Source organism: Mycolicibacterium austroafricanum (genome assembly GCF_902705885.1).
Taxonomy (GTDB): domain Bacteria; phylum Actinomycetota; class Actinomycetes; order Mycobacteriales; family Mycobacteriaceae; genus Mycobacterium; species Mycobacterium vanbaalenii_A.
In genome coordinates this window covers 14,863-29,494 of record NZ_CACSIP010000045.1, presented here as the reverse complement: position 1 = coordinate 29,494, position 14,632 = coordinate 14,863, and the positions used below count along the sequence as shown (strand labels likewise).

Genomic DNA, 14,632 nt, shown 5'->3' with positions numbered 1-14,632 from the left:
TATGCAACTCAGTAAACCATGTGGCCTCGCCGATGCCCGGTCGAAAGATGTCCCTGCAGGTCACTGTCGGCGTGGGCGGCACGCTCCGGCACCGCCCACGGCTCGCATGGCAGGGTATCGGCATGCCCAAGGAGTTGACCGCCCAGGAGGCCGCCGCACAGCTCGAGAACGCCGACACGCTGGGCATCCCCCTCGGTCCCGGCCAGCCCCCCGCGTTCCTGCGAGCCCTCGGCGAGCGCGAGGACTGGACCGACCTGCGGGTCTACGGCGCCCTGCTCGCGGTCGGCACCGATCTGTTCTCCCGGGCCGGAGTGCACTACCTGTCCGGCTTCTTCGGACCGCTGGAGCGAGCGCTGCGTGACAGTGGCGCCAACATCGAGTTCGCCCCCGCGGACTTCCGGCGGTTCGGACCACTGTTGCAGCGACAAGCACCACGGGTGATGACAACCGTCGCGGCGCTGCCCGATGCCGACGGGTGGTGCTCGCTGTCGCTGCACGCCGGCGGCACCATCGACGAACTGCGCCGCGCGGCAGCGGATCCCGACCGGCTTCTTGTCGTCGAGGTCTCCCAGGGCTATCCGCGCACGTTCGGTCTCGGCGAGAAACACCGCCACGCGGTGCACGTCGACGAGATCGACGTGCTCGTGCGTTCGGCCGAGGCGCCACTCGCGCTACCCGGGCCGCCGCCGACCGACGCCGACATGGCCATCGCCCGGCACAGCGTCGCCTTCATCCGGCCCGGCTGCACCCTGCAGACCGGGATCGGCTCCATTCCCAGCCAGATCGCCACGCTGTTGGCCGAGGGCGATGGCGGCGACTACGGGTTGCACAGCGAGATGTTCACCGACGGCTGCATGCAGTTGCATCGCGCGGGCAAGGTCAGCAATGCCGCCAAAGGTCAGTACGACGGGATCAGCGTGACCACGTTCGCGTTCGGAACCTCAGAGCTCTACGAATGGCTGGACGGCAACTCCGACGTGGCGTTCCTGCCGGTCGAGATCGTCAACTCACCGGAGGTCATCGCGGCCAACCACAACATGATCTCGATCAACGGTGCGCTCGCGGTCGACATCGGTGGCCAGGTCGTCGCGGACACCATCGACGGCAACCAGTTCAGCGGCGTCGGCGGAGCCGAGGACTTCGTCGCCGGCGCCGGTCTCGAGTTGTCGGACCGCTCGCTGATCTGTCTGCCCTCGACGTTCGAGAAGGACGGCACCCTGCACTCACGCATCGTGCCGTGGTTCGGGCCCGGCGCGGTCATCACCACCCCGCGCCACCATGTCGACGTGATCGTCACCGAGTACGGGGCCGCCGAACTGGAAGGCCTGACCGTGCGGGAACGCGGTCGCGCGCTGGCGGCGATCGCGCACCCACGGTTCCGGGACGAGCTGTTGCTGGCCGCCGACCGCGCCGCCAAGGGATGTTCACCGGTCGTCTGAGACCAGTCCCACGCCTACCAACCAGTAGGTTGACCTAGTAAACCTTGTTCGTTTACGTTCGACAGGAGTATCACCAATCCACGAAGGAGTATCCCCATGGCGGAAGCCGTCATCGTCGAGGCAGTGCGGTCACCGGTCGGTAAGCGCAACGGCGGCCTGTCGGGGGTGCACCCGGGTGAGCTGTCCGCGCAGATCCTCAATGGTCTGGTCGAACGCGCCGGGGTGGATCCCGCGATCGTCGACGACGTGATCTGGGGTTGTGTCATGCAGGCCGGCGAGCAGGCCCTCGATATCGCCCGCACCGCGGTGCTGGCAGCGGGGTGGCCCGAGTCGGTGCCCGGTGTCACAGTGGACCGTCAGTGCGGGTCCAGCCAGCAGTCGGTGCACTTCGCCGCCGCCGGTGTGGTCGCCGGCCATTACGACGTCGTCGTCGCGGGTGGCGTCGAATCCATGTCGCGGACTCCGATGGGGTCGTCGCTGGCCAACGGTGGCCATCCGTATCCGGAGGCGTTTCGCGGCCGCTACAGCCAGACGCCCAACCAGGGGATCGGCGCCGAGATGATCGCCGACCAGTGGGGTCTGAGCCGCGCCGACCTGGACCAGTTCTCCCTCGGATCGCACGAGAAAGCCGCCGCGGCACAGGATTCGGGTGCTTTCGATGATCAGATCGTGGCGATCAAAGATCAAGACGGCAACGCCGTGCTCAAGGACGAGGGCATCCGCCGCGGGGGCACCATGGAGTCGATCGGGAAGATCAAGCCCGCCTTCAAGGAAGACGGCGTGATCCACGCGGGCAACAGCTCGCAGATCTCGGACGGCTCGGCTGCGCTGCTGTTCATGTCGGCCGAGAAGGCGAAGGCGTTGGGGCTCAAGCCGCTTGCCAAGGTGCACACCGCCGCACTCGCGGGCGCCGACCCGGTCATCATGCTCACCGCACCGATCCCGGCCACGCAGAAGGCTCTTCAGCGATCCGGCCTCTCGCTGGACGAGATCGGGGTGTTCGAGGTGAACGAAGCGTTCGCGCCCGTCCCGCTGGCGTGGCTCAAGGACATCGGCGCCGACGAGAAGAAGGTGAACCCCAATGGCGGTGCCATCGCGCTCGGTCACCCGCTCGGCGGCTCCGGCGCGCGCATCATGACCACCATGCTGTATCACATGCGGGACAAGGGGATTCAGTACGGCCTGCAGACAATGTGCGAGGGTGGCGGACAGGCCAACGCCACCATCCTGGAACTGCTGTGACCTCAGACGTGGCGACCCCCGCGGCTCTGACCGAGCGGCGGGGCAACGTCATGGTCATCACGATCAACCGGCCCGAGGCCCGCAACGCGATCAACAGCGCGGTCAGCGTCGCGGTGGGGGAGGCGATGGCCGAGGCGCAGCGGGACCCGGACGTCTGGGTGGTCGTGATCACCGGCGCGGGAGACAAATCCTTCTGCGCCGGGGCAGACCTCAAGGCACTGTCCAAGGGCGAGAACATCGGCCACCCGGACCGCCCCAAGTGGGGATTCGCCGGATACGTCCGCCACTTCATCGACAAGCCGACGATCGCCGCGGTCAACGGCACAGCCCTCGGCGGTGGCACCGAACTCGCGCTGGCCAGTGACCTCGTCGTCGCCGGGGAGAGCGCGAAATTCGGTCTGCCCGAAGTGAAGCGGGGTTTGATCGCCGCCGCGGGCGGGGTCTTCCGCATCGTCGACCAGCTCCCGCGCAAGGTCGCGCTGGAGTTGATGTTCACCGGTGAGCCGATCACGTCGGCCGAGGCGCTCAAGTGGGGTCTGATCAACGAGGTGGTCTCTGACGGAACCGAACTCGATGCCGCGCTCGCGCTGGCCGAGCGCATCACCGTCAACGCGCCGCTGGCCGTCCAGGCCAGCAAGCGGGTGGCCGTCGGCGCCGACGACGGTGTGGTCGCCGCCGACGAGCCCGGGTGGTCGCGGACCATGCGCGAGGTGGCGACCGTGTTCGCGACCGAAGATGCCAGGGAAGGCCCTCTGGCGTTCGCGCAGAAAAGACAACCTGTATGGAAAGCCAAGTAAGCCAAGCAAGTTAGGGACCCCATGAAGCGACTGATCTACGACGCCGAGCACGAGGCGTTCCGCGACACCGTGCGCGGGTACATCGAGAGTGAGCTGGTTCCGAACGCCGAGAAGTGGGAGGCCGATCGTCTCGTCGACCGGTCGGCCTACGTGGCGGCCGGCAAGCACGGGCTGATCGGGTTCAACATGCCCGAGGAGTACGGCGGCGGCGGCACCGACGATTTCCGCTTCAATGCCGTCATCGACGAGGAGATGGCCAAAGCCGGCATCGCCGGACCCGCCCTGAGCCTGCACAATGACGTCGTCGCACCGTATTTCAAGGACCTGTCCAACGAGGAGCAGAAGAAGCGCTGGCTGCCCGGCATCGTCAGCGGTGAAACGATCATCGCGATCGCGATGACCGAGCCCGGTGCCGGCAGTGACCTCGCGGGTATCCGCACCTCGGCGGTGCGCGACGGTGACCATTGGATCCTCAACGGGTCCAAGACTTTCATCTCGTCGGGGATCAACTGCGACCTCGTCGTCGTGGTCGCCCGTACCGATCCCGAGGCCGGGCACAAGGGCTTCTCGCTGCTGGTCGTCGAGCGCGACATGGAGGGTTTCAGCCGCGGGCGCAAGCTCGACAAGATGGGCCTGCACGCCCAGGACACCTCCGAACTACACTTCGAGAACGTCCGGGTGCCGGCAGCCAATGTGCTCGGCAAAGAGGGCCGCGGTTTCTACCACCTGATGACCAACCTGCCCTCAGAACGGCTGTCGATCGCCATCTCGGCGATCGCAGGCGCCCGCGAAACCTGGCGGCAGACAGTGCAGTACGCCAAGGACCGCAAGGCCTTCGGCCAGTCGATCGGCAGCTTCCAGCACAACCGCTTCCTGCTCGCCGAGATGGACACCGAGCTCGACGTCACCGAGCAGTACATCGACCGGTGCCTGCAGGGCGTCGTCGACGGTGAGCTGACGGCGGTCGAGGCCGCCAAGGCCAAGTGGTGGGCCACCGAGACCGCCAAGAAGGTGATCGACAACTGCGTGCAGCTGCACGGCGGCTACGGCTACATGATGGAGTACCGGGTGGCCCGTGACTACGTGGACTCCCGCATCCAGACCATCTTCGGGGGCACCACCGAGATCATGAAAGAGATCATCGGCCGCGACCTGGGCCTCTGACCGGAGGATTCGGGCGTAGTTGGTCACGCCGTGCGTGACCAACTACACCCGAATCGCGGTCAGCTGATGGGTGCGTCGGCGGCCGGGGAGACCGGCGACTCGGCGGGCAACGACTCGGTCGGCGTCGGAGCCGTGGTCTCGGTCGTCTCCGTTTCAGACGTTGTGGTCTCGGTCGAGCTCGTCGTCGACGGGGTGATCGGCGCCGGAGCCAGCGCCGGATCGAGCACGGCGTCGACGATGTAGATCCGGGCGTTCTGAGCCTGGATGCCGCCGCAGACCACCTTCGTGGTCTCGTTGACCTCGATATCACCGCCGGAGCCGGTCACCTCGATCTCGGTGCCCTCCTGGGTGGGGCGCTGGCCCTTCACATCATCGGGACCCAGCAGGCCGAGGAAGGCGTGGTAGTACACCAGCCGGGTCAGCGCCGCCGGATCGGTACGCAGCATCTCCAGCTCCTCGGGCGGCAGTGCCGCGAACGCCTCGTTGGTGGGCGCGAAGACGACGTAGGGTCCGTTGTCGAGCACCGAGGCGACGTTGACGGCCGGATTCACCTGGCCGGAGACTGCCTGGCTGAAGGTGCTGATGCCGGGGATGCTGGCCAGCGCGGTGCTGACGGGCAGGTTGGCCAGGCTCTTCCAGTTGGGCAGAGCCTCCTTGAAAGGCCCGCATTCGGGTCCCTGCGGCTCCGGGATCTCGGCGACCGGGGTGGTGGGCTCGGCGTAGGCGTTGACTGCCAGCGGAACCGACAGGACGATAGCGGCGGCACTCACAGCTACGCCGATGGCCTTGCTGGTGTGGGTCTTCACGTTCTGCTCCTCAGCTCTTCAGGTCGCCTGGCATGGTATGTGCACAAATTGGTAACGGCCAAGTCGTGAAGCCGCCTCGCCGAGTGCGACAGCCTCGTCTGCGAGGCTCTGATCTGCGGTTCCGCTACTCAGTAGGGCGAGTTTCAGGGATCCTCGGGCAGCAGCGCAGCCACCACCCCGGCCAGCTCGTCGGCGGTGTCGCGGAAGGTCGCCGAGCCTGAACTGGCCTGGACCATCGCGCCCGCCAGGCTGAACTCGAGTGTCTCGGCGACCTCAGGCCAGGCGTCGGAGCGCAGCACCGCCCGTACCCGCCGGTGCAGTTCGGCGTGAATGCGCCGCCGGACGGCGCGCACCGACGGCTCCTTGGAGATCAGCGCGCTCGAACAGGCTGCGGCCAGTTCCGGCGTGTCGGCGACCAGCATGACGAGCTGATGGAACAACGCCACCACTCGCGCCTGTGCCGACTGTTCGACATCGACGGCGAGCGGCGCGTCACGCAGCAGGCCCAGATACACCTCGGCGACGATGGCGTCCCTGGACCTGAAGTACATGCCCAACTCGCGGTGGGGCACGCGCGCGCGCTCAGCGATGTCGCCGGTGGTGAGGTCGGCGAAAGTCGCCTCGCGCAGCATCTCGGCGGCGGCATCCAGCACTCGGGCGACCACGTCGTGGTCGTCGCGGTCCCGGTCGCCGTAGGACCGCAGATAGATGACCTCCGCGGATGACTCGCGCGTCGGTTCAGCCACGCCGCTCATCCACCGGTCCAGGTCACACGCTCGAGCCTAGTGCCGCCGCCCCGGGGGCGCAGAGTTGCTCGGAGAGATCCCACAGTGCCAGGGCGCGGGATTCGTCGACCGCATAGGACGCGGCGGCGCCGATCCGGCAGTCGGACAGATACTCTCCGCCCTTGCCGTCCAAGTCGTCGCTGAGGGCCGCCCACACCTGCGTCGCGGCGCCGTATTCCGGCGTCGTGAAATCACGGGTGACGTCGACGCGCGGTGCGTCGGGGTGGCGTTGTGCGGACTTCACCGCATCGAGGCGGGCGAAGTCCTCCTTGGTCATGTGTCGGGCCAGGGACGTCGCCACGATTCCCGGGTGCACCGCGAACGCCCGCACGCCGTTGTCCCGCAGCCGTCGGTCGAGCTCGACCGCATGCAACACGTTCGCGGTCTTCGACGCTCCGTAGGCGGCGAACTTGTCGTACTCGCGGTGTTCCCAGTTGGGGTCGTCGAAGTCGACGTCGCCCATCCGGTGTCCCTCGGACGACAGGTTGACCACGCGGGCCCCGTCGGCGGCGACCAGCGTCGGCAGCAAGGCTCTGGTCAGTTCGAAGTGACCCAGATGGTTTGTGCCGAAATGTGTTTCGAATCCCTCCACGGTGCGACCGAACGGGGCGAACATCACTCCGGCGTTGTTCATCAACACGTGTACCGCGGGGGTGAGGTACTGGATCTCGGCAGCCGCGGACGCGACGCTGGCCAGCGAGGCCAAGTCGAGGTGGATCGTCGACAGGTGCGCGCCCGGTACGTGCTCGAGCACCCAGCTCGTCGTCTGGTCGGCGGCGGCCTGATCGCGTGCCGCGAGGATCACGTGGGCCCCGGTGGCGGCCAGTGCCCTGGCCGACTCCCGACCGAGCCCGGAGGACGCGCCGGTGATCACACAGGTCTTGCCGGTCAGGTCGACGCCATGGGCCACCTCGGCCGCCGAGGGTGCGGATGGTGTTGTCACGACGTGAGGATCGCACGTTGCGTCCGATCCTCGGGCACCCGGCCTCGGTCCTACGATGGCGGCCATGGTCGAGCCACTGATCCTGCCCATCGCCGGGCACACGCCCGAGCTCCACCCGCAGAGCTGGGTGGCGCCCAATGCCACCCTGATCGGCCGCGTCACTCTGGCTGCCGGGTCGAGCGCCTGGTACGGGGCGATCCTGCGTGCCGAGGCAGAGCCCATCGAAATCGGTGCGGGCACCAACATCCAGGACGGGGTCACGGTCCACGTGGACCCCGGCTTCCCCGCGCGGATCGGGGCGGGTGTCAGCGTCGGGCACAACGCGGTGCTGCACGGATGCACCGTCGAGGACGATTCGCTGATCGGAATGGGGGCGGTGGTGCTCAACGGCGCCACCATCGGTGCCGGGTCGCTGATCGCGGCCGGCGCGGTGGTGCCCCAGGGGGCGGTGATCCCGCCGCGGTCGATGGTGGCCGGGGTGCCCGGCAAGGTGCGCCGGGAGCTCAGCGACGACGAGGTCGCCAACATCCGCACGAACGCGCAGCTGTACCAGGAGCTGGTCAAGCTGCACCGTGATGCAGGCAACGACTGAAACGGGTTCCGGAACGGTCGGGTTCGGGTAAAGCCGTACCGTGAAACCCGTGCGGACATTGGTCACCGGCGCGACCGGATACGTCGGCTCGCGTCTTGTCACCGCGCTGCTCGCCGACGGCCACGACGTGGTCACCGCGAGCCGCGACCCCAGCCAGTTCGCCGATTTCGGTTGGCACGACGACGTCGCGAGTGTGGCGCTGGACGCCCATGACGCGGATTCGGCGCACCGGGCCTTCGCCGATGCCGGAGCCGTCGACGTCGTGTATTACCTGGTTCACGGCATCGGGGAGCCCGGGTTCCGTGAAGCCGACAACCGCGCCGCCGCCAATGTCGCCGCCGCGGCCAAGGACGCCGGGGTGCGCCGGATCGTCTATCTCGGTGGATTCGTCCCCGACGACGAATCGCTGTCCGAGCATCTGACCAGTCGCGCCGAGGTCGCGGCCGCGTTGACCGTCGACGACGGGCCCGACGTGGTGTGGCTCGGTGCGGCGATGATCATCGGCGCGGGTTCGACGTCGTTCGAGATGCTGCGGTATGTCGCCGACAGGTTCCTGTTGCTGCCGATGCCGGACTGGTCGGCCAACCCGATCGACCCGATCTCGATCCGTGATGTCCTGCACTATCTCGTCGCGGCGGCCGACGTGGACGCCGTGCCCGCAGGCGCGTACGACATCGCGGGACCCGAGACCACCACCTACGGAGACCTGTTGCAGACCTACGCGCGGGTGGCGGGAATCTGGCGCGCGCCGGTTGCGGTCTACGGCGTCGACACCTGCCTGGTGTCGAGGGTCAGCGGTGCGGTGCTGCCGGTGCCGGGTGGCCTGGCCGGAGATCTCATCGAATCCCTCGACCATCCGATGATGGCCTCGAAGCTCGGCATATCCGAGCACGTCGCGGAACCGCCCGGCGGGCTGCTCGGTGTGGAGGACGCGATGCGACGGGCCGTGGCCAGCCCGCACCGGCGTCCGGTGAACGCGCTCGACGACATGCACCATCTCGCCGACACCGACCCCCAGTGGGCCGGGGGTGACACCAGGAGGCTCCGCCAGATCGCCGGGGCGGTGACGCCGTCGGTGGTGCGGCCGGTGTTGGGCTTGCTCGGGCTCGTGCCCGGTCCGGTGGCGGGTGCGGCGCGCACCGGACTGGACACCGTGATCGGCCTGGTGCCGAAGGGGAGTCCCGCGTGACCTCACCGGCCCGCACCGGCTTGCCGGGCGAGTTCATCCAGATCGCGCGCAATCGGGCGGCCCCGTACAACGAGTGGCCGTCGGTGATCCGCCGGCGCAAGATCGTTGTCTCGGTTGTGCTGCTGATCGGCGCCGCGCTGCTCGGCTACTCGCTGAGTAGGCCTCCGGGTGATGATTCGTTCATCTGGCTCACGCTCGCGCTCGCCGGGGTCTGGGCGGTCGGGGCGTTCGCGTCCGGCCCGTTGCACCTCGGGCACGTGTGTTTTCGGGGACGCAACCAGCGTCCGGTCATCACCGGAACAGTCGTCGGGTTGACCCTCGGCGCCGCTTTCGTCGTCGGCGGGCTGGTCGCGCGCCAGATTCCGGGCGTGCGCGAGTACATCACCCGGGTGCTGGAATACTCCACCGCCGGCCCGCTGGTGCTCATCGTCTTCATCACCGTCGTCAACGGGTTGGCCGAGGAGATGTTCTTCCGCGGCGCCGTTTACACCGCGCTGGCGAAGTACCACCCCGTCATCGTCTCGACGGTGCTGTATGTGATCGCGACGGCCGCGACCACGGGCAATCCCATGCTCGGCGTCGCGGCCATCGTCCTGGGCACGGTCTGCGCATTCGAACGCCGGGCGACCGGCGGGGTGCTCGCACCGATGCTGACCCACTTCTTCTGGGGTCTGGTGATGGTGCTCGCGCTTCCGCCGATGTTCGGCGTCTAGCGAACCCCGGTCGCCTGCAGACGCCGCCGGCGTAATGCGGCCGGAGCCTGTGCTGCGTCAGTCCGAAACATCGCCGCGCCAGATTGAAGCACCTGAAGGAGGTGCTGATGTTTCATCTGGGCTGGTTCTTGGGCAGCGGCTTCAGCGTGCAGACGTGGGCGTTGGACCCATGGGCGGGCAACACCGGACACGACTGGATGAAGGGTGATCTGTTCGTCGACCTGGCCGCGTCACTGGAACGGGCCCGGTTCGACTACCTGCTGGTCGAGGACACCAGCATGGTCGAAGACGCCTATGGCCGCTCGATGGAGACCACGCTGAAGTACGGGATGCTGGCCCCGAAGTGCGACCCGGTACCGCTGATTCCGCTGCTGACCCAACGCACCAAACACATCGGCATCGCCGTCACGCTCTCGACGAGCTTCTACCACCCCTACATGGCGGCTCGGACGATGACCACCCTCGACCACCTGACCGACGGCAGAGTGGGCCTCAACGTCGTCACCGGCAGTTCGACACGTGCTGCCCAGCAGTACGGCTATGACGAGCTGATGCTCCATGCCGACCGCTACGGAATGGCCGGGGAGTGGATGGAAGCAGTGGGTGCCCTCTGGGATTCGTGGGAGGAGGGCGCGGTTCTGGTCGATCGGGAGACTCCCCGGTACGCCGACCACACGAAGGTGCACCCGGTCGACTTCGAGGGCAAGCACTTCCGTACCCGTGGGCCGTTGAACACCATCCCCGGCCCACAACGCCGCCCGGTGATCGTGCAGGCGGGCGCGTCGCCGGCCGGGCGGGATCTCGCCGCGAAGTATGCGGAGTCGATGCTCGCGCACGGCACCAGCATCGAGGGCATGAAGGCGTTTCGCCAGGACATGCACCGGCGGATGAAGGAACACGGTCGTGACCCCGCCACGCTGAAGATCCTGTTCCTGATCGATCCGATCCTCGGCGACAGCGACCGCGTGGCCCAGGCACGTGAGGAGGACATGAAGGCTGCGCGGTGGAGCGACCACGCGATCGAGAAGGCGCTCTGGGGGTTGAGTTACACCTCGGGTGGTGAATTCGACTTCTCCACCTTCGATCTCGACGAAGAGGTGCCCGACGTATGGGGTAACGGTGAGACCAGCACGTTGCGTACGTTCGTCGAGGGTGCTCGCGGGAAGACCTTGCGGGAGGCCATCGCCACCGTCGACACCCATGCCGGTCTGGCGTTCGTCGGTTCTCCGGACACCGTGGCGGCCAAGATGGGGGAGGCGATGGAAGAGGTCGGAGGTGACGGCTTCCTGCTGTCGCCAACCGTCACGAGGCGCAACATCGCCGAGATCGCCGATGGGCTGGCGCCCGCGTTACGCAAGCGGGGCCTGATCCGGGATGGCTACAGTCACAGCACATTCCGGGAGAACCTACTCGAGTTCTGAAGTTGCGTGACACCGGCGTAATGCGGGGGGCACCCAGAGGGAGCGGCGTCGTCACACGACGCCAGTTGACTGCTCATCTGAACGCCAGCAGGTGCCGTGGTCCCAGTCGCAAAGTTTCGCCCGAACAGGAGGCATTCGTGTCCAACAACACACACCCTCGAAGCAGCTCGGTGCAGTGGGATCGGCGCCGCTTTTTGAAGGCCAGTGGGCTCACGGCCGGCGGAATGGGCCTGGTATCACTGATCGCCGCGTGCGGCGGCGGCAGTGGCGGCGGTGCGGACGGTGGGACGGTCACCTTGAGGATGCCGTTCCTGGCCGACATGCAGATTCCCGATCCGGACATCATGTACGAAGGTGAGGGCGTCCAGGTCATGGAGTCCGCCTACGAGGGGCTCGTACGCTATGAAAGTGGCACCGGGAAGATCATCGCCGGGTTGGCGACATCGTGGACGGTCTCCGACGACCAACTGACATACACGTTCACACTGCAGCCGGGCGTGAAGTTCCACGACGGGACCATCGCCGACGCCACGGCCTGGACCAAGAGTTTCGAACGACGCGGCAAGATCAATCAGGGCCCGGCCTACATGGTGGCGGGCGTAGCCGCGACCGATGCGCCGGATCCGACCACGTTCGTCGTCACGCTCGCAGAACCCAACAACGCATTCATGCACTACCTCGCGTGCCCATGGCAGCCGTTCGCGGTGAGTCCCACCGCGGTGGAATCCCATGCCGTTGCAGGTGATCTCGCACAGGAGTGGCTGAAGAACCACGATGCCGGCACCGGTCCGTACACCATCGCCGAGTTCGTCCCCGGCAGTCACTACACGCTGAAGGCGTTCCCCGACTACTGGGGTGGAAAACCGACATTCGAGACCGTTCGCATCGAGATCACGCCGAGCGTCTCGACCCAGAAGCTGCAACTGGATTCCGGTGCCTTCGACATCGTGACGAAAGGCTTCCCCATACCCGATGTGCTTCAATATCAACAGAACTCGCAGTTCACCGTGGTGAATGCGGTCGGAGGTGTCGGAGAGGCCATTTGGCTGAACCCGCACTCGGGCATCTTCGCCGACAAGGTACTGAGAAAGGCTGTGCAGACCGCGTTGGACCGAGCGGCGATCGTCGAGACCGCCTGGGGCGGTTTGACAACGGCCCAGGAAGGGATGTGGCCCGATCGGACCTTCCCCGCCGCGCTGGCCCCGTTTCCGTCTGAGGTGGACACCGCGCCGCTCGCGGCGATGGTACCCACTCTTGCGTCGAACAAGGTCGACCTCGCCTGGGGTGCCGACCTCGGGGCGCCGCGCCAGCAGATGGCCGAGCTCGTGCAGACCCAACTCGCGGCGCTCGGGTTGGACGTCACGGTGCGGACGATGCCGACGGCAGAGATGTTCGACCTGGCCAACCAGCCATCCGAGAAGCGACCGGACATGCTGGTGGCTTTCCTTGGTGGCGACGCACTCCACCTGGACACCACGTTTCGAATCCTGCTGCGAACCGACGCCAAGCCGTTGAACTTCTACCAGTACTCGAATCCCGAGCTGGACGACCTGATGGACGAGGCGGTCCGCCAGCCGACTCCGGAGCAGTCGGATGCGATCTATCAGCAGATCAGCGGGATCATTCTCGATGAAGCCATCTGGATCCCACTGTGCCTGCCGCCGAATTCCACCATCGCGCACAACTACGTCACCGGGATCGAGAACAACGCGTTCTTCCCGCAGATCGTCTGGCCGCCGACGCTGTCGCGATCCTGACCCGTCAGGCGGTGGGGGCCAGCTCGCGGAAGTTGCTGCGGTGAAAGACCATCGGCGCGACATCAGGGTAGATCGCCAGCGCCACGATCTGCAACACAACGATCTCGTGGTCTCCGGCCTCGATGCATTTGAACGGCGCGCATTCAAGCCACAGCGTGGCCCCATGCACAAACACCGCGCCGCTTTCGGTCGCCACCCAGTCGACACCGCCGAAGCGGTCGCCGGTCTTGGAGGCCAGGGACCGTGCGACGGGGGCATGATCGTCGGCCAGTACCGAGAGGCCGAGACGATCCAGCTTCGCGAGCTTCGGCCAGGTGGCCGAGGTGCTGGCAACGCATACCGATACCAGCGGCGGATCAAGCGACACCGATGTGAAGGAACTCGCCGCCATGCCTTCGGCGACGCCGTCGAGAAGGCCGCAGAATGCGGTGACCCCACTGGGGAAGCAGCCGAATGCCTGCCGCAGCAGGGCTTGATCGAACTGGTCGTCGACCGCGGTGATCATGACGACACCGCCGGCACGAAACGACGCGCGACCTCGAGCCAGTCGTCCAGATCAGGCGAGGTCTCGTACTCGGAGTCGAGCAGATACAGACTCGGCGCCGGGCAGCTCGCTCCGATCTCGACAAGCACTGGGCGCAGGGTCAACTCAGGGGCGAGCGCGTGGGTGTACGCGCCTCCGAGCATGAGCGGAAACGTCGTGATCTGACCGAGTTCGCCGGCGCCGAATTGGTCGAGGAACAGTTTCAACAGGCCGGTGTAGGTGGCCTTGAACGTCGGCGAGGCCACCACCAGCAACTCGGCGGATTTCACGATGTCCTTGGCCTCAGCCACCTTTGGATCCCCCCAGCCCAGCAGCGCTGGACCGAGATCTACGACATCGATAACGTGTTGGGGTGCAGAGCCGGTCAGTTTCTCGGCGACCAACTCTGCCGCGGCGCGGGTCCGCGACATTGGCTTGGGATTTCCTACGACAACGACAGTCACCCCTGCAGTGAACGGGGCGCAGATTTCCGATACCGGGCTCGAGCGTAAACCCTGCATTGCGCTTGCTGAGACGCCCGGCCCGCAAGGGGTCAGCTGCGGAGTTTCGCCGGCGGGGCTGCGAACTCGCCGCGGGTTGCTGTTCTCAGGCCCATCCGGACGAGTGCCTCGACCTGAGTGGTCGCTGCCGCCACGCCGTCGATGACCGGAACCTGCAGCTCGGTCTGTAACCGGGTGCACAGGTCCGACATGCCGGCGCAGCCGAGCACAATGACGTCGGCCCCGTCGCTGACCAGAGCTGTCTGTGCCACGTCACGAATGCTCGCGTACGCCGTCGGGTCACGTTCGAGTTCGACGACTGGAATCTCGCACGCACGGATTCCGCTGCAGGCCTCGGCCACCCCGTACTGGACGGCGATGTCCCACGTTCGCCCGACCGTCCGTGCCAGCGTCGTCACCACGGTGAACTTGCGGCCCAGGTATCCGGCTGTTCGCATGGAGGCCTCGGCGATGCCGACGACCGGGCCCCGGGCGACTTCGCGCGCAGCAAGCAACCCCGGATCGCCGAAGCACGCGATCACGTACCCGTCGTAGCCCTCGACCTCACCCGCCTCGATCTCCCGCAACACACCGATGGCGGCCAGCGCCTCGTCGTAGTGGCTCTCGATGGATTCAGGACCTGAGGTCGGGTTGACCGCGTCGACGTGGGTGCCAGGGGCAACACTGGCCCGGGCACTGGCGGCGATCATCGCAGTCATCGACGCAGTGGTGTTGGGGTTGATGACTTTGATCTTCATCTG

Annotated in this window: 15 protein-coding genes; 9 read left to right on the top strand and 6 right to left on the bottom strand. The window is 66.8% G+C overall.

Annotated features, from left to right (window positions below; all coding sequences use genetic code 11):
- Positions 1-122 precede the first annotated feature (122 nt).
- The 4 genes from BEMPMBAN_RS25115 (at position 123) to BEMPMBAN_RS25100 (ending at position 4,642) form a co-directional block, all read left to right on the top strand.
- Positions 123-1,439 (top strand): acetyl-CoA hydrolase/transferase family protein, encoded by a 1,317-nt coding sequence (locus tag BEMPMBAN_RS25115; protein WP_159234473.1) that lies wholly within the window; start codon positions 123-125, stop codon positions 1,437-1,439.
- A gap of 96 nt (positions 1,440-1,535) precedes the next feature.
- Positions 1,536-2,681, top strand: a complete 1,146-nt coding sequence (locus tag BEMPMBAN_RS25110; protein WP_159234109.1) for a thiolase family protein — start codon at positions 1,536-1,538, stop codon at positions 2,679-2,681.
- Positions 2,678-3,478: a crotonase/enoyl-CoA hydratase family protein gene (locus BEMPMBAN_RS25105; RefSeq protein WP_159234107.1), complete on the top strand. Its 801-nt coding sequence runs from the start codon at positions 2,678-2,680 to the stop codon at positions 3,476-3,478. The genes BEMPMBAN_RS25110 and BEMPMBAN_RS25105 overlap by 4 nt, the downstream gene beginning before the upstream one ends.
- A gap of 21 nt (positions 3,479-3,499) precedes the next feature.
- Positions 3,500-4,642: an acyl-CoA dehydrogenase family protein gene (locus BEMPMBAN_RS25100; RefSeq protein ID WP_159234105.1), complete on the top strand. Its 1,143-nt coding sequence runs from the start codon at positions 3,500-3,502 to the stop codon at positions 4,640-4,642.
- Positions 4,643-4,701: 59 nt separating this feature from the next.
- On the opposite strand, the gene BEMPMBAN_RS25095 is transcribed toward BEMPMBAN_RS25100, so the two are convergent.
- From BEMPMBAN_RS25095 to BEMPMBAN_RS25085, 3 genes are all read right to left on the bottom strand, one after another.
- Positions 4,702-5,448 (bottom strand): fasciclin domain-containing protein, encoded by a 747-nt coding sequence (locus BEMPMBAN_RS25095; protein ID WP_159234102.1) that lies wholly within the window; start codon positions 5,446-5,448, stop codon positions 4,702-4,704.
- A 143-nt stretch (positions 5,449-5,591) separates the two neighbouring features.
- Positions 5,592-6,194 (bottom strand): TetR/AcrR family transcriptional regulator, encoded by a 603-nt coding sequence (locus BEMPMBAN_RS25090; protein WP_234897691.1) that lies wholly within the window; start codon positions 6,192-6,194, stop codon positions 5,592-5,594.
- Between the two features lie 22 nt (positions 6,195-6,216).
- A complete protein-coding gene (locus BEMPMBAN_RS25085; RefSeq protein WP_234897690.1) occupies positions 6,217-7,176 on the bottom strand; it encodes an SDR family NAD(P)-dependent oxidoreductase in 960 nt (319 codons plus the stop codon).
- 64 nt (positions 7,177-7,240) lie between these two features.
- On the opposite strand from BEMPMBAN_RS25085, the gene BEMPMBAN_RS25080 reads away from it, so the two are divergent.
- From BEMPMBAN_RS25080 to BEMPMBAN_RS25060, 5 genes are all read left to right on the top strand, one after another.
- On the top strand, positions 7,241-7,768 hold the full coding sequence (locus BEMPMBAN_RS25080) for a gamma carbonic anhydrase family protein (RefSeq protein WP_159234096.1): 528 nt from the start codon (positions 7,241-7,243) through the stop codon (positions 7,766-7,768).
- Between the two features lie 40 nt (positions 7,769-7,808).
- Positions 7,809-8,957 (top strand): NAD(P)H-binding protein, encoded by a 1,149-nt coding sequence (locus BEMPMBAN_RS25075; RefSeq protein ID WP_159234094.1) that lies wholly within the window; start codon positions 7,809-7,811, stop codon positions 8,955-8,957.
- Between the two features lie 20 nt (positions 8,958-8,977).
- Positions 8,978-9,670: a CPBP family intramembrane glutamic endopeptidase gene (locus BEMPMBAN_RS25070; RefSeq protein WP_425295013.1), complete on the top strand. Its 693-nt coding sequence runs from the start codon at positions 8,978-8,980 to the stop codon at positions 9,668-9,670.
- Positions 9,671-9,777: 107 nt separating this feature from the next.
- Positions 9,778-11,091, top strand: a complete 1,314-nt coding sequence (locus BEMPMBAN_RS25065; RefSeq protein WP_159234091.1) for an NtaA/DmoA family FMN-dependent monooxygenase — start codon at positions 9,778-9,780, stop codon at positions 11,089-11,091.
- Positions 11,092-11,228: 137 nt separating this feature from the next.
- Positions 11,229-12,848 (top strand): ABC transporter substrate-binding protein, encoded by a 1,620-nt coding sequence (locus BEMPMBAN_RS25060; RefSeq protein WP_234897689.1) that lies wholly within the window; start codon positions 11,229-11,231, stop codon positions 12,846-12,848.
- Between the two features lie 4 nt (positions 12,849-12,852).
- On the opposite strand, the gene BEMPMBAN_RS25055 is transcribed toward BEMPMBAN_RS25060, so the two are convergent.
- The 3 genes from BEMPMBAN_RS25055 to BEMPMBAN_RS25045 all read right to left on the bottom strand — a co-directional run bounded on the left by BEMPMBAN_RS25055 (position 12,853) and on the right by BEMPMBAN_RS25045 (position 14,629).
- Positions 12,853-13,353 (bottom strand): flavin reductase family protein, encoded by a 501-nt coding sequence (locus BEMPMBAN_RS25055; RefSeq protein ID WP_159234087.1) that lies wholly within the window; start codon positions 13,351-13,353, stop codon positions 12,853-12,855.
- Positions 13,350-13,835, bottom strand: a complete 486-nt coding sequence (locus BEMPMBAN_RS25050) for an NADPH-dependent FMN reductase (protein ID WP_159234085.1) — start codon at positions 13,833-13,835, stop codon at positions 13,350-13,352. The genes BEMPMBAN_RS25055 and BEMPMBAN_RS25050 overlap by 4 nt, the downstream gene beginning before the upstream one ends.
- An 89-nt stretch (positions 13,836-13,924) precedes the next feature.
- Positions 13,925-14,629, bottom strand: coding sequence for an aspartate/glutamate racemase family protein (locus tag BEMPMBAN_RS25045; RefSeq protein WP_159234083.1), 705 nt, complete (start codon positions 14,627-14,629; stop codon positions 13,925-13,927).
- Positions 14,630-14,632 lie beyond the last annotated feature (3 nt).

Coding starts and splice junctions, on each gene's coding strand:
- BEMPMBAN_RS25115 (WP_159234473.1), top strand. CDS start 123: ATGCCCAAGGAGTTGACCGCCCAGGAGGCCGCCGCACAGCTCGAGAAC.
- BEMPMBAN_RS25110 (WP_159234109.1), top strand. CDS start 1,536: ATGGCGGAAGCCGTCATCGTCGAGGCAGTGCGGTCACCGGTCGGTAAG.
- BEMPMBAN_RS25100 (WP_159234105.1), top strand. CDS start 3,500: ATGAAGCGACTGATCTACGACGCCGAGCACGAGGCGTTCCGCGACACC.
- BEMPMBAN_RS25080 (WP_159234096.1), top strand. CDS start 7,241: ATGGTCGAGCCACTGATCCTGCCCATCGCCGGGCACACGCCCGAGCTC.
- BEMPMBAN_RS25065 (WP_159234091.1), top strand. CDS start 9,778: ATGTTTCATCTGGGCTGGTTCTTGGGCAGCGGCTTCAGCGTGCAGACG.
- BEMPMBAN_RS25055 (WP_159234087.1), bottom strand. CDS start 13,353: ATGATCACCGCGGTCGACGACCAGTTCGATCAAGCCCTGCTGCGGCAG.
- BEMPMBAN_RS25045 (WP_159234083.1), bottom strand. CDS start 14,629: ATGAAGATCAAAGTCATCAACCCCAACACCACTGCGTCGATGACTGCG.